This window comes from Afipia carboxidovorans OM5 (genome assembly GCF_000218565.1).
GTDB lineage: Bacteria > Pseudomonadota > Alphaproteobacteria > Rhizobiales > Xanthobacteraceae > Afipia > Afipia carboxidovorans.
Map to the genome: position 1 here is coordinate 1,733,423 of NC_015684.1, position 19,277 is coordinate 1,752,699.

18 protein-coding genes are annotated in these 19,277 nt (G+C 59.1%); all 18 read left to right on the forward strand.

The annotated features are described in order from the left end of the window. The first annotated feature begins 17 nt into the window (after positions 1–17). The 18 genes from OCA5_RS08080 (at position 18) to OCA5_RS08160 (ending at position 19,092) form a co-directional block, all read left to right on the forward strand. Positions 18–347 (forward strand): DUF736 domain-containing protein, encoded by a 330-nt coding sequence (locus OCA5_RS08080; protein WP_012563586.1) that lies wholly within the window; start codon positions 18–20, stop codon positions 345–347. Between the two features lie 38 nt (positions 348–385). Beyond that, positions 386–625, forward strand: coding sequence for a hypothetical protein (locus tag OCA5_RS08085; RefSeq protein ID WP_012563585.1), 240 nt, complete (start codon positions 386–388; stop codon positions 623–625). Positions 626–803: 178 nt separating this feature from the next. Next, a complete protein-coding gene (locus OCA5_RS08090; RefSeq protein WP_012563583.1) occupies positions 804–1,565 on the forward strand; it encodes a lytic transglycosylase domain-containing protein in 762 nt (253 codons plus the stop codon). Positions 1,566–1,803: 238 nt separating this feature from the next. After that, positions 1,804–3,540, forward strand: coding sequence for a relaxase/mobilization nuclease domain-containing protein (locus OCA5_RS08095; protein WP_012563582.1), 1,737 nt, complete (start codon positions 1,804–1,806; stop codon positions 3,538–3,540). Positions 3,541–3,611: 71 nt separating this feature from the next. Then, a complete protein-coding gene (locus OCA5_RS08100; RefSeq protein ID WP_012563581.1) occupies positions 3,612–4,274 on the forward strand; it encodes a TenA family protein in 663 nt (220 codons plus the stop codon). A gap of 157 nt (positions 4,275–4,431) precedes the next feature. Further along, positions 4,432–6,447: a conjugal transfer protein TraG gene (locus OCA5_RS08105; protein ID WP_012563580.1), complete on the forward strand. Its 2,016-nt coding sequence runs from the start codon at positions 4,432–4,434 to the stop codon at positions 6,445–6,447. Positions 6,448–6,450: 3 nt separating this feature from the next. Continuing rightward, positions 6,451–6,930, forward strand: a complete 480-nt coding sequence (locus OCA5_RS08110) for a CopG family transcriptional regulator (RefSeq protein ID WP_012563579.1) — start codon at positions 6,451–6,453, stop codon at positions 6,928–6,930. A 163-nt stretch (positions 6,931–7,093) separates the two neighbouring features. Beyond that, positions 7,094–7,492: a hypothetical protein gene (locus tag OCA5_RS18740; protein ID WP_244396064.1), complete on the forward strand. Its 399-nt coding sequence runs from the start codon at positions 7,094–7,096 to the stop codon at positions 7,490–7,492. 55 nt (positions 7,493–7,547) lie between these two features. Continuing rightward, positions 7,548–8,822 carry a divalent metal ion exporter subunit IhpA gene (ihpA, locus tag OCA5_RS08120; RefSeq protein WP_012563578.1) on the forward strand — a complete coding sequence of 425 codons (1,275 nt, stop codon included), beginning with the start codon at positions 7,548–7,550 and terminating at the stop codon, positions 8,820–8,822. Further along, a complete protein-coding gene (gene ihpB / locus OCA5_RS08125; RefSeq protein WP_012563577.1) occupies positions 8,819–9,787 on the forward strand; it encodes a divalent metal ion exporter adaptor subunit IhpB in 969 nt (322 codons plus the stop codon). The genes ihpA and ihpB overlap by 4 nt, the downstream gene beginning before the upstream one ends. Then, complete coding sequence (locus OCA5_RS08130; protein WP_041559582.1) at positions 9,780–10,139, forward strand: P-II family nitrogen regulator; 360 nt, start codon at positions 9,780–9,782, stop codon at positions 10,137–10,139. The genes ihpB and OCA5_RS08130 overlap by 8 nt, the downstream gene beginning before the upstream one ends. Then, on the forward strand, positions 10,136–13,366 hold the full coding sequence (locus OCA5_RS08135) for an efflux RND transporter permease subunit (protein ID WP_012563576.1): 3,231 nt from the start codon (positions 10,136–10,138) through the stop codon (positions 13,364–13,366). Before OCA5_RS08130 ends, OCA5_RS08135 begins: the two co-directional genes overlap by 4 nt. Continuing rightward, positions 13,353–15,545, forward strand: coding sequence for a heavy metal translocating P-type ATPase (locus OCA5_RS08140; protein WP_012563575.1), 2,193 nt, complete (start codon positions 13,353–13,355; stop codon positions 15,543–15,545). Before OCA5_RS08135 ends, OCA5_RS08140 begins: the two co-directional genes overlap by 14 nt. Before the next feature lie 59 nt (positions 15,546–15,604). Then, positions 15,605–15,856, forward strand: a complete 252-nt coding sequence (locus OCA5_RS18745; protein WP_013913037.1) for a PilZ domain-containing protein — start codon at positions 15,605–15,607, stop codon at positions 15,854–15,856. Between the two features lie 59 nt (positions 15,857–15,915). After that, the gene (locus OCA5_RS08145; protein WP_012563573.1) at positions 15,916–16,404 is read left to right on the forward strand and encodes a hypothetical protein; all 489 of its coding nucleotides are present in this window, start codon (positions 15,916–15,918) and stop codon (positions 16,402–16,404) included. Beyond that, positions 16,401–17,237 (forward strand): hypothetical protein, encoded by an 837-nt coding sequence (locus OCA5_RS08150; RefSeq protein WP_012563572.1) that lies wholly within the window; start codon positions 16,401–16,403, stop codon positions 17,235–17,237. Before OCA5_RS08145 ends, OCA5_RS08150 begins: the two co-directional genes overlap by 4 nt. Before the next feature lie 3 nt (positions 17,238–17,240). Then, positions 17,241–18,140 carry a cation diffusion facilitator family transporter gene (locus OCA5_RS08155; protein WP_012563571.1) on the forward strand — a complete coding sequence of 300 codons (900 nt, stop codon included), beginning with the start codon at positions 17,241–17,243 and terminating at the stop codon, positions 18,138–18,140. A 52-nt stretch (positions 18,141–18,192) separates the two neighbouring features. After that, positions 18,193–19,092: a LysR family transcriptional regulator gene (locus OCA5_RS08160; RefSeq protein WP_013913038.1), complete on the forward strand. Its 900-nt coding sequence runs from the start codon at positions 18,193–18,195 to the stop codon at positions 19,090–19,092. Positions 19,093–19,277 lie beyond the last annotated feature (185 nt).

A 19,277-nucleotide genomic window follows, 5' to 3' on the forward strand; every position in this document is an offset into this window, starting at 1 on the left:
ATGGAAGGATCATCGCAATGCCCCAGATCGGCACGTTCACGAAGACCAAGACCGGCTTCAGCGGCAGCGTTCGCACGCTCGCGCTCGACGTCGAGCTGACCATTCGCACGGCCGAGAAATCCGACGCCGACAACGCGCCGGACCATCGCATCTTCGCCGCCAATGACCTCGAAGTCGGCGCTGCCTGGAATCGTAGCGGCGAGAAGGCCGGCGACTATCTGTCGATCCGCATCGACGATCCGACCTTCACCCAGCCGCTGCACGCCGCGCTGTTCCAGTCCGAGGCCGACGCCAAGGTCTGGAATCTGATGTGGAACCGGCCGTCGAAGCGCGACGACAAGGGCTGAACCCACGCCTGTCTGATTTTCAACCAACGGAGACTGACATGACGGATCAGCAACTCGTCGCGCGCATCAAGCGACGCAGCAAATACTGGGGCCAGACCGCACCGCATCGATGGTTCGACGTGCGCGTGGTGGAGGACGCCGGCTATCGCCTCAGAGGCAACAACAACAACTACCGACTGGACGATGTTGTCATGGGCGTGCGTCTCGCCAGTGGCTTCATCGTCGATCTCGTCAACGGCAAGACGAGCCGTGGCGAAAAGCCGGACAGGCACGGTTGAGACGATGCGCGCGTCACTCCGATCCTTATCTGCCGTCATCCCTCTGATCGATCGGATCGCGGATCATCCCTCCGACCCGATCGCCCGTCAGGCGGCCGTCGCGCGCAGCGCAGGTCAAGGGCGGCCGTACGGCCGGCGCAGCCTTGCCCTTGACCGAAGCGAGCACGGTGGCAGGCTGATGGCGTCTCGGGCTGGCGGTTCTTGCGCTCTCCTGTCGTCGATCATGGCGACGTTGATCGCGTGCGGCGTAATCGTTGCCGCCGCATCTTGTGCGTCGGCCGATCCGCCGCCCACACGTCGCGTCTCGACCGCCGGAACGGTCGATCCTTGGGCGGCGCATATCGCAGAGGCGGCGAAGCGTTTCACCATTCCCGAACGCTGGATACGCGCGGTCATGACCGTCGAAAGCTCCGGCGACCGGACCGCGCGATCGCCCAAGGGCGCGATGGGCCTGATGCAGATCATGCCGAAGACGTGGAACGAACTGCACGCGCGGTACGGCCTCGGCAGCGATCCCTGGCAGCCGCGCGCCAACATCATGGCCGGCGCGGCTTACCTGCGCGAGATGCACGATCGCTACGGCTCGATCGTCGCGATGCTCGCCGCCTATAATGCAGGTCCGACGCGCTACGACGCACACCTTGCGAACGGCCGCGCGCTGCCGGCCGAGACCGTCGAATACGTCGCGAAGATCGCGTCGATGATCGGCGGCAAGGTGCCTGTCATGCGGATGGCCGGCATCGCCTCGCGTCGATCTTGGTCCCGCGGACCGATCTTCGTCGGGCGATCCGCCGTTCATCCCGACGACGGTTCGACGATGTCCGATCTTCCTTCCGGCCGACTATCGAGCGCACCTGCGATCGTCGATCTGTCGGCGCTCATGCCGCTGTCCGATGATCTCTTCGTGCGAAGGCCGCACGCCGATGGAGAACAGCGATGAACATCGTATTCTCCCGCTTCGCGGCGTGCGCAATCGTAAAATGTGCAGGGAGCCGAGGGTGCTCTCCGGCAACAACCGCAGGAAGGCAAGATAAAAAGCCGCACATCGCGGCTTGGACGGTCGGTTGTTTTGATTCTGCTTTTTCCGATTTCTTGCACATCGCGGCTCTGTGCCGCGATGTGCGTGTCTCCCATTTCGCGAATGATTTCAGCGAATATCGCACATCGCGGATTCACTCATGACGCGCGACGACGATTTCCGTGTCCGTCCAGGCCGCATCCGCTCATCGCGAGCGCAGCGCACCTTGCCTTTCGTCGCCCAGGCGCTCGCCGCCGCGCAGAAGGCCGGGGGCCGCATCTCGCGCTCCGGCAAGATCATCTCGGGCCGCGGGCCGCATTTCGCGCGCGGCCGCGTCGCCAGCATCCGCGCCAATCGCCTCATCACCAGCCGCACGCGCTTCTGCACTGTCAAGGCGCTCGTGGTCCGCAACAAGGGCCAGCGCGGTCCGCTTGCCCGCCACCTCAACTACCTTCGCCGCGACGGCGTCACCCGCGACGGCGAGCGCGCGAAGATGTTCGGGGCCGAGACCGACGACGCCAACGTCAAGGAGTTCACCGAGCGCTGCAAGGATGACCGCCACCACTTCCGCTTTATCGTATCCCCCGAGGACGCAAGCGACATGGATGATCTGAAGCGCTTCACCCGCGAGCTGATGACGCAGATGGAAAAGGACCTCGGCACGAAACTCGAATGGGTCGCCGTCGATCATTGGAACACCGACAACCCCCATGTCCATGTCATCGTGCGGGGTAACGCCGCCGACGGCCGCGACCTCGTGATCGACCGTGACTACATCAAGAGCGGGATGCGCGATCGCGCGCAGGATCTCATCACCCAGGAACTTGGACCGCGCACCGATCTCGACATCAGCCGTGCGCTGAGCCGCCAAATCGAGGCCGAGCGCTGGACACAGCTCGACCGCCAGCTTGTCCGCGACGCCAACGAGCAGGGCGTCATCGACGTGGCGCCGTCACCGGACCGGCAGCCCGACGCATACCTGACGCAGAAGGCCGGACGCCTGCGCCATCTCGAACACCTCGGCCTTGCCGAGGCCATCGGCCCCGGCCAGTGGGTCATGGCAGAAGGTGCGGAGTCGACCTTGCGCGAGCTCGGCCAGCGCAACGACATCATCAAGCGGATGCACCGTGCCCTCGACAAACAGGGCATCGCCCGTGGCGCAGGCGACTATGTCCTGGCCGGCGAGGCGCACGGCTCCCCAATCATCGGCCGGCTGGTCGAACGCGGTCTCGACAACGAATTGTATGGGACAGCCTATGCGGTGGTGGACGGCGTCGACGGCCGCACCCACCACATCAAGCTGCCGGACATGGAGTCGGCCGGCGACGGCGCGCCGGGCTCGATCGTCGAGCTGCGATCCTTCGAGGATGCGAAGGGCAATCGGCGCGTGGCGTTGGCGACGCGCTCCGATCTGTCGATCGAAGCCCAGACCACGGCGAGCGGCGCAACCTGGCTCGACCGCCAGCTTGTTGCCCGCGATCCGGTCGATCTCGGCGGTGGCTTTGGCCTGGAGGTGAAGCAGGCGATGGAGGCCCGCGCCGGACACCTAATTCAGGAGGGGATGGCGCGGCGCGATGGCGAGCGCATCCAGTTCAATCGAAACCTGATCGGCACGCTCCGGCAACGTGAGCTGGACGCCCTCGGCGACCGGCTCGCGGCCGAGACCGGCACGCCGTTCCAGAAATCCGCTGACGGCGAATTTGTCGCCGGCACCTACAGCCGGCGCTTCTCGCTCGCCTCCGGCCGCTTCGCCATGATTAACGATGGCCTTGGCTTCAAGCTCGTACCCTGGACGCCCTCGATCGAGAAGCACATCGGGCAGCACATTTCCGGCGTCGCCCGCGCCGACGGCGGGATAGATTGGAATTTTGGCAGACAACGCGGCCTCGGCTTGTGACGCGGTGACATCCGTCCCCAGCTCCCGTACAACGTCCGTCAACCAAGGGGAGCCCGGCAGAGGATTGCGTGATGGACATCTTCGACCGGCTGAAGGCAGCCGCAACCACTGACTGGCAGAGTTATGTCGACCACGACTTCGTCCGCCAGATGGCCGCGGGCGCGTTGCCGCAAGCGGCGTTCCGCACCTATCTGGTGCAGGACTACCTGTTTCTGATCCAGTTTGCCCGCGCCTATGCGCTCGCAACCTACAAGAGCCGCGCACTCGCGGACATGAAGGCGGCACAAGCCGGGCTGGCCGCCATCCTCGACGAAATGGATCTACATGTGCGGCTGTGCGGCCGATGGGGGTTGTCACCGGAGGGCATCGAGGCCGCGCCCGAGCATCAGGCGACGGTGGCCTATACCCGCTTCGTGCTGGATTGCGGCGCAGCCGGCGACCTGCTCGACCTGTATGTCGCGCTCGCCCCCTGCGTCATCGGCTATGCCGAGATCGGTCGCAACCTGGTGCCTGACGGCGTCGACGCGCTCGGCAACCATCCCTATCGCGAATGGATCGCCGAATATGCGGGCGATGCCTATCAGGGCGTTGCGGCCAAAGCGCGACGCCATCTCGACGATCTTGCAGCACGGGCGATGACAGAGCGGCGCTTCGACGAACTCGCTGCGACATTCGGCAAGGCGTCGCGCCTCGAAGCCGATTTTTGGCAGATGGGACTGGATGCTGAGCGCTGATCGTTACGTTGGACGTTGGAGATTTTCTCTCCGCACCCCGCAAGTATTTTTTCGACCATCTACGCTGTTCTACGATAACTGACACAGACGCAGTTGAAACCTCCGCATTCCTTGCTCTTCTTCGCAGCATTGCGCCGGGCAGGGAGGTTTGCTCGCTGTGTCAACCAGCCGTGTTGCGTGGGGCCAGATCGTTGTCGTGTTCGCTATCGTGCTGCTCGCGGTCTGGAGCGCGACGCAGTGGGTTGCGTGGCGCCTCGGCTTTCAGCAGCAACTCGGCTCATCTTGGTTTTCGCTGGCCGGCCTGCCGATCTATCCGCCGCCGGCCTTTTTCTGGTGGTGGTTCTTCTTCGATGCCTACGCGCCGCACATTTTTCTGGAGGGTGCCGGGATCGCCGCCTCGGGTGGCCTCGTCGCGATCGTCGTCGCAATCCTCATGTCGATCTACCGTGCGCGCGAGGCCAAGGATGTGCGCACATTCGGCTCGGCTCGCTGGGCCGAGCCGGATGAGATCGAAGCCGCGGGCCTGCTCGGAGACGATGGAGTCGTTCTCGGCCGCCTGGACCGAACCTATCTGCGACACGATGGCGCCGAGCATGTCCTGTGCTTCGCGCCGACGCGGAGCGGGAAGGGTGTCGGTCTCGTGGTACCGACGTTACTCACATGGCCCGGCGCGTCGATCGTGCATGATATAAAAGGAGAAAATTGGGAATTGACCGCGGGCTTTCGGGCACGGTTTGGCCGAGTGTTGCTGTTCGATCCGACCAATGCGAACTCGGCCGCCTACAATCCGCTGATCGAGGTGCGCAAAGGCGAATGGGAAGTGCGAGACGTCCAGAACGTCGCCGACGTGCTAGTCGATCCGGAGGGTTCGTTGGAGAAGCGCAATCATTGGGAGAAAACATCCCATTCACTGCTGGTCGGCGCCATCCTCCATGTCCTCTATGCCGAGAAGGACAAGACGCTCGCCGGTGTCGCCGCCTTTCTGTCGGACCCGCGGCGACCCATCGAGTCGACGCTGTCCGCCATGATGACGACGCCGCATCTCGGCGAGAAGGGGCCGCATCCCGTCATCGCCAGCGCGGCACGCGAACTGCTCAACAAGTCGGACAACGAACGCTCCGGCGTCTTGAGCACGGCCATGTCATTCCTCGGCCTCTATCGCGATCCCGTCGTTGCCGCAGTGACGGCCCGCTGCGATTGGCGCATCACGGATCTCGTGTCCGGCGATAAGCCCACCACGCTCTACCTAGTGGTGCCACCATCCGATATCAGCAGGACGAAGCCGCTCGTGCGCCTCGTGCTTAACCAGATCGGGCGGCGGCTGACCGAAGACCTGCACGCGAAAGGCCGCCGTCATCGCCTGTTGCTGATGCTCGATGAATTTCCGGCGCTCGGCCGGCTCGACTTCTTTGAATCTGCGCTCGCCTTCATGGCCGGCTATCAGATCAAGGCATTTCTTATCTCTCAATCATTAAACCAAATCGAGAAAGCCTACGGTCAGAACAACTCCATCCTCGACAATTGCCATGTGCGCGTGAGTTTCGCGACCAACGACGAGCGTACCGCGAAGCGCGTATCGGACGCGCTCGGCACGGCAACGGAGATGCGCGCCATGCAGAACTATGCCGGTCATCGTCTCGCGCCCTGGCTCGGACACTTGATGATTTCACGCTCCGAGACCGCGCGGCCGCTGCTCACCGCAGGCGAGGTGATGCAGCTTCCGCCCGACGACGAGATCGTCATGGTCGCCGGCGTGCCGCCAGTCCGCGCCAGAAAGGCGCGCTATTACGAAGATGCGCGGTTCAAGGAACGGTTGCTGCCTGTTCCGCAGAACCCGAAAGCCGGCCTCACGCCGAAGCCTGACGACTGGTCGGCGCTGAAGCCAGTCGCGGCGCCGACGGGCAACAGCGCCGCTGCACAGCAAAGTGCGCCACCAGCGACAGGTGCGGCCAAGCCGGATGACGATCCAGCCAATTCGGGGCTCCGCCGCGAACCTGGGCTTGAGTGGCATAAGGACATCGCGCCGGAGCCGGTGAGGACTCCTGCCAACGAGTTCGATCCCGATGCTGATGAGCCGGAGCGTAAGGTTGCAGCCAACCGGGTGCTGGCGCACGACATGCGACTGATGGCCCGGCGGATCGCGTTGGACCCCGGCGATGGCATGGAGTTGTAGGTCATGTCGCAGCATTCCGACATCGCGCCGCGGACCCAAAGGAAAAAGCGGCTCTCGATCTATCTCGATCCGGATCTGTCGGATCGCCTGGCCGACCACGCGGGGCGTCACGCCCAGTCGCGCTCCATGATCGCCGAGGCGGCCATTGCCTCGTTGCTGTCGCCTGATGCCGAGGAGCGCCGGGAGGCCGCTTTGGCCAAACGCCTTGACCGGATCGATCGCAACATCCAACGGCTGGAACGCGACATCGGTATTGCCAACGAAGCCTTCGCCATCTTCATGCGAGCCTGGCTGACATCAACCGCGTCCTTATCGGAAATCGCCCAGGCTGCCGCTCAAGCAAAGGGAGGTGAGCGCTACGATAAATTCCTTGAAGCGCTCGGTCGGCGTCTCGCCAAGGGGCCGAGGCTCAGGCAGGAGATTACAGAAGACATGGACTCTTCCAGCACAAACACTTCACGCCCACGTGACCCGAGGCCGTAGTACGAAGATGTTCTGTAAAAGCTTCCCGTAGAACGCCGCCGGAACTTATTCCGTCGCAACGAACGTCATATGGTTTCGGTAAATAGACGGTTCCAAATTGCATCAATGGAATTGGCAACAATAGAAATGTAACATTGTTTCGCGTCGACATACGGCGTGGCACATGTTAATAGCTGCAACACCTGATCCGAAGGGAGCTTCTTTGTCGCCATCCACTACCAAGCTTAGCTTAACGTTATCGCGTTCATCACGCGGTATTGTGGCCGCGCTTGTCCTGATCGCGTACATCGTGAGCGGGGTGTTGCATGGCGTATATGATGTCGACGTAACCAATCCATCGGGTCAAATGGTTATTTCCCTCGTGAAGGGAAAGACGGGGCAACCGGATCAGGGCGTCATCGTCGAGCATCATTGCCACGGTTGTTTTTCGGTTTCGGTGCCGACTCCGGTCGGCCCTATCGTCGTCCTTAAGCCAGCCCGTAAAATGGTTGCGACCCGCTCCGCCGAGCTGCACGTGGTGGACAGCGGAATTGATCCTCCTCCGCCAAAGTTCCTGACCTGAACGTGATCGCCGGGCGCATTCGCGCCCAAATCTCGTCCGTTGTCAGGTTGATTCCATGTCATGCAATGGTGCTGCCACGCGCTTCGCGTGTGCGGCCGCAATTCTCATCGTTCCTTGGCTGGCTTGTCCCGCCAATGCGCGACCCCTAACGCTTAGAACTGCTCTTCAACACGCTCTCGCTGCGAGTCCGCGCCTCACTGCCGCGGAGCGAGATATCGGCATTGCGTCTGGTCAGCGCATTCAGGCTGGTAAGCTCATCAATCCTGAGTTGTCGTACGAGCAGGACAACTCTTTCGGCTCAGGCCCATATCGTGGAACGAGGTCTGCGGAAACTACTCTGCAAATCAGCCAGCTCTTCGAGCTCTTTGGCAAGCGAGAAGCGCGCATAGCAGTCGGAACCGCTGGTGTTGAGACCGCAACGATCCAACGAAAGGCTGTTCGGCTCGAAGTGCTTTCTGAAACAGCCATCGCCTTTCTGACGGTGCTTGGCACGCAGCGGCGCATCCAGATACTCGACGACCAGATCTCCGCCATCGACAAACTCAGCCCACTTCTACAGAAGCGCGTCGATACTGGTGCCTCCTCGCCTGCGGAGGTAGGTCGCGCCGAGGTGGCGTCTGCTCTCGTGAAAGCTGATCGAGAGCGCGTTAGATCGTCATTGGCAAGCGCGCGTCGCGAACTTTCGGTCTTGATGGGCGATGCGGCGCCGAAATTCGCAAGCGTCTCTGGAAAATTGGAGGCGTTGGGGCGTCCGCCATCGTTCCAATCGGTCATTCACGCGATCGACCAAAATCCGCAGCTCGTAAGATGGACTGCGGTTTATGCTCAGCGCAACGCGGAGTTGTTGGTTGCGCGGCTCAAACCATATCCCGACGTACGCATTAGCGCGGGTTGGCGTCACTTCAACGAAACCGGCAGTGATGGAGTGCGTCTCGGGATATCCGTTCCCATTCCGATCTTCGATCAGAACCAGGGCAATATTCTCTCGGCACAGGAGAACCTTGCCAAGGTGCGAGCCGAACGCCAGGCGAATCGCAACACGTTGATCGTCATTGCGGGGCGTGCCTACGACAGTTTGCAAGGCTCGTTACGTGAACTTGCAATACTACGGACCTCAGCAATTCCCAAGGCACGAGCCGCCGCGGAAGAGATTTCCGAAGGGTATGGCCAAGGACGCTACTCGCTTCTCGAAGTGCTCGACGCCCAAGCAAACCTGACGCAGGCGCAACTGAGGGAGCAGGAAGCCCAACAGAATTTCCACGTCGCCGTTGCAACCATCGAAGGTTTGGTTGGCAATCCATTTACTTTGGCGCGGGAGAGCGCTCGATGAAAAACGTTTTCCGAAAGGCAATCTTTGGAGTTCTCGGTCTGGGCCTCCTTGTGGGAGCTGCGCTCTATTTCAAGGCTGGCCCGGGTTCTCAGAACCCAGGAAGGGCGCCCGCTTACAATAAGGTCTCCGAAGCGGCCGACGGACATGAAGGCGACAGCGCACAAATGAGCGATGCTCGCGTGGCGGCCGCCGGTATGTCACTCGAAACGGTCAAGCCTGCGACCTTGAACGACGTGCTCGTCCTGAACGGTATCATTCGAGAAAATCAGGAAAACCTTGTTCAGGTAACGCCGCGATTTCCGGGAATTGTCCGCTCAATCCAGAAGCGCATCGGAGACAACGTTCGAAAGGACGAACTGATGGCCAGGATCGAAAGCAACCAAAGCCTCACGGCTTACGATCTGAAAGCACCGATCGACGGTACGGTCATTGATCGTCAGGTTTCGCTCGGCGAATACGCCTCGGAACAGAAGCCTGCGTTCACGATCGCAAATCTTTCGTCGGTTTGGGTGGATCTGTCCGTCTACAGCAAAGACCTGCAGCGCGTACGGGTAGGGGATCGAGTGGAAATCGATCTCGAAGATGGCATGCCTCCGGTGACTGGTCAGATTTCCTACCTCGCCCCAATTGGATCATCCGAGACACAAAGTGCCGTTGCTCGGGCAGTAGTGCCCAACTCCACCGGCCGCCTGCGGCCCGGCTTATTCGTTCGAGGACGCGTTGCCTTGAGTAATCGACGCGCGGCAATCGCGGTAAAGGTGACGGCGCTGCAAACCCTAGACGACAAGCCCGTCGTATTCGTGCGCGAAGGAGAAAGACTAGAAGCACGCAGTGTCAAGACGGGGGATCGTGACAAGGAGCACGTGGAAATCCTCGAAGGTCTGTCGACTGGCGAACTGTATGTCGCCGAGAACAGCTTCGTCGTGAAGGCAGAGATTGGAAAGTCGGAGGCAGAGCATGAGTGACGCTGGCCAATTGATGATGATCACTGCGTTCATCAAGCCCAACATGGAAGGGCATGTCGTGAAAACCCTGCATGATCTTCCAGAGTTTCCCGGGTTCACACTGAGTCAGGTACGGGGTCAAGGACGGGGGCGCGGAGCCGGAGGTGAATTTCTCGCTACCGAACACAATTTCTCTTACCAAGTCCACCTTGAGCTTCGCGTTGTTTGTCGGACCGCCGTTGTGGATCGAATCTGTGATGCCATCGCTCGTTCGGCGTGGACCGGCAGTAAGGGCGACGGTCTGATCTTCACCCAGCCGATAGCGATGCTTCATCGTATCCGGGAATACGGAAGCAGGGGGACTGATCGATGATTGATAGCATTCTCACCTTTGCAATCAGACAGCGATGGCTCGTCATGATGGCCGTCGTTGGCGTTGCGGCTTTTGGCGTGTGGAATTTCACACGACTGCCAATCGATGCCGTCCCAGACATCACGAACGTGCAGGTCCAGATCAACACGCAGGCACCGGGCTATTCACCTCTCGAGACGGAACAGCGCATCACGTTCCCAATTGAAACAGCGATGGCTGGTTTACCGAAGCTCGACTACACCCGATCGTTGTCGCGTTATGGCCTCAGCCAAGTCACGGTAGTATTCAAGGACGGCACCGACATTTATTTTGCGCGGCAATTGGTCAATGAACGAATTCAACAGGTGAAAGACCAACTGCCCACGGGTATCGAGACCGGCATGGGGCCGATATCCACTGGCCTTGGAGAAATCTACCTCTATACGGTTGAAGCAAAACCCGGCGCAAAAACCCCCGACGGCAAAGAGTATTCGCCGACCGATCTGCGAACTATTCAGGATTGGATCATCAAACCGCAGCTCCGTCTGGTGCCGGGCGTCGTCGAGGTCAACACCATCGGCGGGTATGAGAAGCAATTCCACGTGCTACCCGATCCGGCACGACTGATGGCGTTCAAGTTGGGATTCAGCGACGTCATGACGGCGCTGGCATCCAATAATAACAACGTCGGCGCCGGTTACATCGAGCGCAACGGCGAACAGTATCTCGTCCGCACGCCCGGGCAGGTCGCAAATAGCGAGGAGATCCGCAATATCGTCATTGGCGCTCGGGACGGAATCCCGATTCGTGTCCGCGATGTGGCTCAAGTTCGCGAGGGAAAGGATTTGCGGACCGGTGCGGCAACGATAGACGGAAAGGAGACGGTCCTTGGAACTGCGATGCTGTTGATCGGAGACAACAGCAGGACAGTCGCACAAGCCGTTGCGGCCAAACTGTCTGAAATTGCCAAATCACTGCCTGAGGGGATCATCACGAACGCCGTCTACGATCGTACGCATCTCGTCGAGGCAACGATTGCGACGGTGGAGAAAAACCTGATTGAGGGCGCAATTCTGGTCATTGCGATCTTGTTCCTCATTCTCGGCAACATCCGGGCGGCCGTCGTGACAGCATGCGTCATCCCGTTGTCGATGCTGTTTACGATCACGGGCATGGTTGAAACCCGCGTGAGCGCTAATTTGATGAGTCTTGGTGCGATCGACTTCGGCATCATCGTCGATGGTGCCGTGATCATCGTTGAGAACTGTTTGCGGCTATTGGCCGAGGAACAACACCGACGGGGTCGACTTTTGACGGCGCCTGAACGGTTCGAAACCATCCTCGCGGGATCGCGGGAGGTGATCAAACCCAGCTTGTTCGGTACGATGATCATTGCGGTTGTCTATCTTCCGGTACTGACGCTAACCGGCGTGGAAGGCAAGATGTTCACGCCGATGGCTTTGACAGTGCTGATGGCTTTGCTCGGTGCCGCGATCTTTTCAATGACATTCGTGCCTGCCGCTATTGCTCTGTTCGTGACCGGGAAGGTTTCCGAAAAGGAGAACGTCTTCATGCGCGGGGCACGGCACGTTTATTTGCCGCTCCTCGATTGGACGATCCGTCACCGCAAAACAGTGGCGATCGCGGCCGTCGTGATCGTGATCGCCAGCGGCGTCGCTGCCACTAAAATGGGCGGAGAGTTTATTCCGAGCTTGGACGAAGGCGATGTTGCCTTGGCGGCGATTCGCATCCCAGGGACCAGCCTCACGCAGTCGCTAGAGATGCAAAAGGCTCTTGAGCGGCGCGTCAAGAAAATTCCGGAAGTGAAGGACGTCTTCGCACGAACAGGTACTGCCGAAGTCGCGACTGACGCCATGCCGCCGTCGATATCGGACGGATACGTCATGCTGAAACCGCGTGACCAATGGCCAAATCCTGAAAAATCCAAAGCCGACGTCGTAAGCGAGATACAGCAGGCGGCCGATGAGATACCTGGAAGCCAGTACGAGATATCGCAACCGATTCAGCTTCGTTTCAACGAGCTGATTTCGGGCGTCCGGGCTGATGTGGGCGTCAAGATTTTCGGAGATGATCTCGAAACGCTCCTCAAAGTGGCACGACAGGTCCAGTCCGCGATCGAACCCATCAAAGGAGTCGCGGATCTCAAGACCGAACAGGTGTCGGGACTTCCCATCTTGACGGTAAAGCTCGATCGCGAAGCTCTTTCGCGGTATGGGCTAAGCGTCGGTGATGTCCAGAACCTCGTTGAGATTGCTGTCGGCGGTAAGGCCACGGGAAAGGTTTATGAGGGCGACCGTCGCTTCGATCTCATTGTTCGACTTCCGGAGGATCTTCGGGGCGATATCGAGGCAATCCGCGCGTTACCTATCCCGTTGCCGCCAAGGGAAGCCGAGGCGAACACGAAGAAGGCGTCGTGGTCGTCGTCTTCGCCGTTGGCGCGCATGCGCTACATCCCGTTATCATCGATCGCCAAGGTGGACGCCGCGCCCGGTCCCAACCAGATCAGCCGCGAAAACGGCAAGCGACGTATCGTCGTCACGGCCAACGTGCGCGATCGAGATCTCGGTTCGTTTGTGGAGGAGGCTCAGCGCGCCGTGGAGGCGAAAGTCAAATTGCCAGCCGGGTACTGGATGAGTTGGGGCGGGCAGTTCGAGCAGTTGGTTTCGGCGACGAAGCGGCTGACGATCGTCGTGCCGGTCGCTTTGCTTCTCGTCTTCATCCTGCTCTTCATGACCTTCGGTTCGGCTGCGGATTCTCTCTTGGTGTTCAGTGGAGTTCCGCTCGCGTTGACGGGGGGTATCCTTGCCCTGCTGCTTCGGGGCATCCCGCTATCGATCAGTGCGGGCGTCGGGTTTATCGCATTGTCTGGCGTCGCGGTGCTGAATGGCTTGGTGATCATCACCTTCATTGAGCGTTTGCGTTCAGAAGGCAAATCGATCCTTGCGGCAGTTCATGAGGGTGCATTAACCCGCCTGCGACCGGTCCTCATGACCGCCCTTGTGGCCTCGCTTGGTTTTGTTCCGATGGCCATTGCGACAGGGGCAGGAGCCGAGGTCCAGCGTCCGCTCGCGACCGTGGTCATCGGTGGCATCATCTCCTCAACCATTCTGACACTGCTCGTTCTTCCTGCGCTCTACGTGCTGTTTCGTCGCGAATCTCTGCCCCCGGAGTCCGTTACGGAAGTGAATCGTGATCAAATATCGAGGTCCGATCATGACGCAGTCTGATGCATTCACGATCCGCATGCGGGTGGAAGGAATGGATTGCGCGAGTTGCGCGGTCAAGATTGAGAACGCGCTTCGGCGTATACCCGGCGTTGCGGAGGTAAAAGTATCGGTTTCGGGCGGCACGGTTACCGTTCGAAATGATCGATTGAATGCCGAGGCGATAAAGACTCAGATTGTCAGGCTCGGTTATACGGTAACGGGCTCCCGGGAGTTCAAAGGCGAAGCGGACCAGAGAGATGCCGTTGAAGTATCGACCTCAACCGGAAAGAGCGCTCATTCTCATACACATGAGAGTGATGATGACGACAAGCCATGGTGGCGGACAAGAAAAAGCGCTTTGACCATCGCTTCCGGGGCAGCTTTGGCCGTCGCCTTCGTGGTCGGAAAAGCCAGCCCGGCGATCGAGCAGTGGGCATTTCTGCTCGCGATGATGGTCGGACTCATTCCGATCGCAAAGCGTGCAGTTGTTGCCGCGATTGCCGGAACGCCGTTCTCGATCGAAATGCTGATGACGATTGCTGCGGTTGGAGCAATCGTCATCGGTGCGACCGAAGAGGCGGCAGCGGTGGTGTTTCTGTTCTTGATCGGAGAATTGTTGGAGGGGGTCGCTGCCAGCCGCGCCCGCGCAAGCATCCGGAATCTCGGTGATCTCGTTCCCAAAACAGCTCTCGTCGAAGACAATGGCCGACTCCGAGAGGTGCAGGCCGAGAGCCTTGAGGTCGGAGCAACAATCCATGTCAGGCCGGGTGACCGAATCCCGGCCGATGGAGCGATCCTGTCAGGGGATAGCTCGATCGACGAAGCCCCCGTTACGGGCGAAAGTACGCCGGTTCGGAAAGGTCCTGATGAGGTTGTTTTCGCAGGAACGGTAAATGGCGATGGCCTTTTACGCATTCGGGTAACCGCCGCCGCAACAGACAACACCATCGCGCGAATTGTCCGTCTCGTCGAGGAAGCCCAAGAATCAAAGGCACCCACGGAACGGTTCATCGATCGCTTTTCCCGCTATTACACCCCCGGCGTGGTGGTGGTCGCGGCACTGGTCGCGATCATTCCTCCGTGGTGGTTCGGCGCAGATTGGGGCGGTTGGATCTACAAGGGGTTGGCAATCCTCCTGATAGGCTGTCCTTGCGCCCTCGTTATATCGACGCCAGCAGCAATCGCCGCGAGCCTCGCCGCCGGTGCCCGCAGCGGTCTCCTCATGAAGGGAGGTGCCGTTCTTGAACGCATTGGCAGAATTACGGTTGCTTGCTTTGACAAGACGGGCACGCTGACCGCCGGCAAACCCCAAGTGACGGATGTCATCGGCTTCGTTCGTCCGGAGACGGACGTGTTGCAAGTCGCAGCCGCGCTGGAATCCGGATCAAGCCATCCACTCGCCATCGCAATCCTGGCATTGGCGTCCGAAAAGGGCATTCACGTTTCCTCCGCCGAGGATTCTAAAGCGATCGGAGGGAAGGGCGTTCAGGCAAACGTCGAAGGAAAGAAAGTTTTCCTCGGATCGCCCGCAGCCGTCGGGGAAATATCGGGTTTGACCGCAGACCAAATTGCCCAGATCGAAGCACTTAACGATGAAGGCAAAACCGTTTCCGTGCTTTTGATCGGAGATGAGATCGCCGGCGCCATTGCCATGCGTGATGAGCCGCGTTCGGACGCGAAGGACGGTCTTAAGCAACTGACAGCGGCAGGTATCCGCACTTTGATGCTGACCGGCGACAATCGACGTACCGCAACAGCAATCGGCAACAGGTTAGGCATTGAGGTCAAAGCGGAACTGCTGCCGCATGACAAGCAGCGCCTGGTAACCGACCTACAAAGGAGCGGACAGTCTGTTGCAAAGGTCGGAGATGGCATTAACGACGCGCCCGCCTTGGCGGCGGCAGATGTTGGAATTGCTATGGGAGGAGGTACGGATGTCGCTTTGGAAACGGCCGATGCCGCGATTCTGAACGGAAGAGTTGGCGACGTCGCGGCAATGGTCGCTCTATCCAAGCGGACTATGACGAACATTCACCAAAACATTGCCGTTGCTCTCGGGTTAAAGGCGGCATTCCTAGTCACGACCATTGCCGGTGTGACAGGCCTTTGGCCTGCGATCCTTGCCGATACTGGAGCAACCGTCTTGGTGACTCTTAATGCGTTGCGCCTGCTTTCGCCAAAGGACCGAAGTCGATCTTGAGCAAACCCGTATGGAGAATGTTGACACGGGGTTCGATTGATTGGGCGTGGAGAAATGTCATGGCGGAGCGTCGACAGGAAGGACGAAAGAAAGTGTTCAAGGCTGGGACGATTTCATTTCGAGGAGCCGCCATTGACTGTGTTGTACGGAATCTCAGTTCGAGCGGTGCGTTGCTGAACGTAGAATCGCCACTCGGAATTCCGACGCACTTCCTGCTACTGATTCCAGCGGAATCGTTCAAACGCGAGTGCCACATCACCTGGATCAAGGATAAGCAGATTGGCGTTCGCTTCAACCGATCGACCAGTTAGGAATGGGCTATCGGAAGACATAACGCTTACCGTTTATTCGAACACTTGGGAGAAGGCGGATGAAATGCTTTCTTGCAATGGCGGGAACAGTCGCTGTGGCGATCCTTCCGATCATCCAGTCGGCGTCGGCGCGTGGCGGATTGGCTTCGGAGAATCCATGGGCGCCCGAACATATTGAAAGACTTCCTCCTGATATTCGCAAAGCGGTGCTTCGGCGGGCGCGCGCGTGCGGAAGTAAAGCCGCAGCGGCTCATTATTTCTCACTCTCGATAGAATCTTATGGGGCGAGGTTCATTTCGCTTCATTTTGAGGATTTTGCATGCGCAAATCGCGCCGCGATCTGCAACGACAATGGATGTCTGCATCAGGTCTATCTGAAGTCAGGCGAGCGTCATCGTCTTGTGTTCATCACGTATGCAGACGACGTCAGGTTGACGAATGATGGCCCTACGGTCGGTCTTGAGGTTCTAAAGCGGAGACGTACACAGAAGTTTCAGTGGAATGGAAGGCACTTCACGGTGTCAGATGTAAAGGAAATCTGGAAGTGACAACCTCTCTCCTTGGGCATCTTCATTTTGGCGGTGCGGATATCAGCCTTCGAAAGAAGTTCCGGCTGTTCTTCCTAGTGGGAACGATTGTGGTTCTGCTCGGAGCGCTCAAAGGCGCAGTCCACTATTTCGGATTCGAAATACTCGAGCTTACGAGGCTTCTGACGAGTGGCATTGGAGGCGCGATTTTCATTATCGGATTTCTGCTCTCGAGTATTCTGGCCGATTACAAGGAAGCTGAGCGCATTCCTGCGGATATCCGGAGCTCGATCGAGGCGATTGACGGTGATCTTGAATCCTTCGCAGTGATCAACCCTGATTTCGACCTTCGGGGTTCTCGAACCGTTCTCATCGGCATGATCGAGAAGCTGCGTGCCGGCCTCGACCACACCAACGGACACAAGAATCTACCGCCGGTACTTGAAGAGATCGGAAAGCTGACGCCGATCCTGGGTCGTCTCGAGGGGATGGGAATGGCCGCGAACTTCGTTGTCCGGCTGCGCACATTGCAGGATTCGATCAGGCGGTCCGTATTGCGAATCTACCAGATTCAACGAGTGGAATTTGTACCTTCCGTACATGTTTTGGTGCAAACGTTGGTGATCTCGATCGTGTTCATGATGTTGTTGTTGAAGACCGAGGGAGATCCGGCTTCAGCCCTGATGTTTGGCTTCATAACGTACATGTTCGTTTACGCACTGTACCTCGTCCGGCTTCTCGAGCAGCCTTTCGCTAAAGGGCATGGGTCGATCGACGACGTCAGTTTCTTTCTTCTGGACGAGCTCGAAACTAAGCTTCGCACTGACCTCGCGATGGATGAAAAGGAGGGCTGATCAATGCACGGTGGAGGAAGCGTTGGAACGGCCGCAGCTCGTCATGCGAACAGGTTAGGTTGGGCGCTTGGACTGACCGCGACGTATATGTTTGCTGAGATCATTGGCGGACTGGTTACCGGAAGTCTCGCTCTATTGGCGGACGCCGCGCACATGTTGACCGACGTGGGTGGTCTAGCGCTCGCCCTTCTGGCTATCCGTTTTGCAGCGCGTGAGGCGACGCCACAGCGGACCTATGGCTATCTGCGAATGGAGGTGCTGTCCGCGCTGACGAATGCTGTCGTCCTTCTTTTGCTGACTGTCTACATCCTCTACGAAGCCTACAAGCGCTTCATGTCTCCCCCGGAAATTCTGAGCGGTCCTATGTTGGCGGTGGCTGTCGTCGGTCTTGCCGTCAATCTGGTCAGCATGCGGCTGCTGGCGGCAGGTTCATCCGAAAGCCTGAACGTAAAGGGAGCCTACTTTGAGGTCCTGGGTGACATGCTTGGGTCGGTTGGAGTGATCGTTGCGGCCTTGTTGATGATGTGGAAAGGCTGGTGGCTTGCTGATCCGATCATCGGTGCCGGAATCGGCCTATTCATCGTACCTCGAACATGGGTTTTGTTGAAACAGGTTACGCACATTCTTATGGAAGGCGTTCCGCCGAATGTCGACGTCACGGCACTTGAGCGCAAGCTCGCGAGTATCCAAGCAGTGACTGCCGTACATGATTTGCATGTTTGGACGATCACCTCCGGATTTGACGCGATGAGTTGTCACGTTGTTGTCGATGACCTCGCGGCAGGTCGGAAAGTGTTGCAGGAAGTTCGTCGGATCATGAGAGAGGAGTTCGGCATTGATCACGTGACGGTTCAGATCGAGGACGAAGAGTCGCGTGCGAACGAAGCCGTTCTTCATATCTGATGCAGCGTTTCGAGGGCGATCGTCCGGCTATGTGATAGAAGGGAAGGAAGGGTTGGACCTGCGTCATTTGCGCTATATCGTTGCCAGTGCTCGCAACGGCAGCTTTAGCGCCGCCGCGCATGAGTTCAATGTGAGGCAGCCGATTATCAGCAAGCGCATCAAGGAGGCTGAGGATGAGCTTACGGTCGCGTTGTTCGTTCGTTCGACCTCAGGTGCCCGTCTAACGCCCGCCGGAGAGGAGTTCGTCGTCGACGCGCGCCGGATCATTGAAGATTTCGACCGTCTTGCCGAGCGCGCGAAAGCAAGTGGCGCCGGCACGCTTGGGCGGATCGTTGTCGGTTTATACAAATCGCTCTCGCAAGGCGCGTTGCGCACATTCATCGACGAATTCCGCGAACGCTATCCCGACGTTGATCTTGAGCTGCTCGAAGCGCCGTTCGCGGAGATTATCGCCGGCCTTCATTCCGGACGGGTCGACGCCGCGATTATCCTGGGCGACACCGGCAAGTGCGAGGTTCTCGGGTCCCTCGCGCTCTGGTCGGAGCATCTCATGGTGGCGTTGCCGCTGGGGCATCCGCTTGCGGACAAATCCGTCATCTATTGGTCGGAACTGAAGGGCGAGCGATTCATCATTGGCCACCACGATCCCGGCCCCGATATCCGGGACATTCTGCTCCGCCATCTGGCTGCACCTTCGGACCGCCCTGAAATCGTCACCCTCCGTCTCAACCGCGATAATATTCTCAGCGAAGTGGGCAGCGGCAAAGGCATCAGCCTGCAATGTGAATCCGCGTCGGGCTTAACCGGCCTCGGCGTCGTCTTCCGGCCTCTGCATGACGGCAACGGCGCCACGCGCGTCGGTTATATCGTTTGCTGGAAGCCGGACAACATCAATCCGGTCCTGAATACCCTCCGCAATGCGCTCAAAGAGGCGATGTTGATTCGGCCCTGACCTGTTCTCGGGCAGCGTCGGACGCGGCGGGCGGCTCCGAATATTTCAAGTATTTTTTCGATGGCCTACGATGAGCTACGCCGGACTACGAGAGCTTCAATAAATCATGTTGCCCATCTGCAAGTTCTGCCTTTCTTGATTGTCCCCGTCGCCATCTGATCGTCTTGCGGATGGCCGAGGCGGGG

What these genes read in the sequence shown, in the direction of transcription:
- OCA5_RS08100 (WP_012563581.1), top strand. Translation starts at nt 3,612, where the DNA reads ATGGACATCTTCGACCGGCTGAAGGCAGCCGCAACCACTGACTGGCAG.
- ihpB (WP_012563577.1), top strand. Translation starts at nt 8,819, where the DNA reads ATGAAAAACGTTTTCCGAAAGGCAATCTTTGGAGTTCTCGGTCTGGGC.
- OCA5_RS08090 (WP_012563583.1), top strand. Translation starts at nt 804, where the DNA reads ATGGCGTCTCGGGCTGGCGGTTCTTGCGCTCTCCTGTCGTCGATCATG.
- OCA5_RS08145 (WP_012563573.1), top strand. Translation starts at nt 15,916, where the DNA reads ATGAAATGCTTTCTTGCAATGGCGGGAACAGTCGCTGTGGCGATCCTT.
- OCA5_RS08130 (WP_041559582.1), top strand. Translation starts at nt 9,780, where the DNA reads ATGAGTGACGCTGGCCAATTGATGATGATCACTGCGTTCATCAAGCCC.
- OCA5_RS08085 (WP_012563585.1), top strand. Translation starts at nt 386, where the DNA reads ATGACGGATCAGCAACTCGTCGCGCGCATCAAGCGACGCAGCAAATAC.
- OCA5_RS18740 (WP_244396064.1), top strand. Translation starts at nt 7,094, where the DNA reads ATGTTAATAGCTGCAACACCTGATCCGAAGGGAGCTTCTTTGTCGCCA.
- OCA5_RS08080 (WP_012563586.1), top strand. Translation starts at nt 18, where the DNA reads ATGCCCCAGATCGGCACGTTCACGAAGACCAAGACCGGCTTCAGCGGC.
- OCA5_RS08155 (WP_012563571.1), top strand. Translation starts at nt 17,241, where the DNA reads ATGCACGGTGGAGGAAGCGTTGGAACGGCCGCAGCTCGTCATGCGAAC.
- OCA5_RS08095 (WP_012563582.1), top strand. Translation starts at nt 1,804, where the DNA reads ATGACGCGCGACGACGATTTCCGTGTCCGTCCAGGCCGCATCCGCTCA.
- OCA5_RS08140 (WP_012563575.1), top strand. Translation starts at nt 13,353, where the DNA reads ATGACGCAGTCTGATGCATTCACGATCCGCATGCGGGTGGAAGGAATG.
- ihpA (WP_012563578.1), top strand. Translation starts at nt 7,548, where the DNA reads ATGTCATGCAATGGTGCTGCCACGCGCTTCGCGTGTGCGGCCGCAATT.
- OCA5_RS08135 (WP_012563576.1), top strand. Translation starts at nt 10,136, where the DNA reads ATGATTGATAGCATTCTCACCTTTGCAATCAGACAGCGATGGCTCGTC.
- OCA5_RS18745 (WP_013913037.1), top strand. Translation starts at nt 15,605, where the DNA reads ATGGCGGAGCGTCGACAGGAAGGACGAAAGAAAGTGTTCAAGGCTGGG.
- OCA5_RS08110 (WP_012563579.1), top strand. Translation starts at nt 6,451, where the DNA reads ATGTCGCAGCATTCCGACATCGCGCCGCGGACCCAAAGGAAAAAGCGG.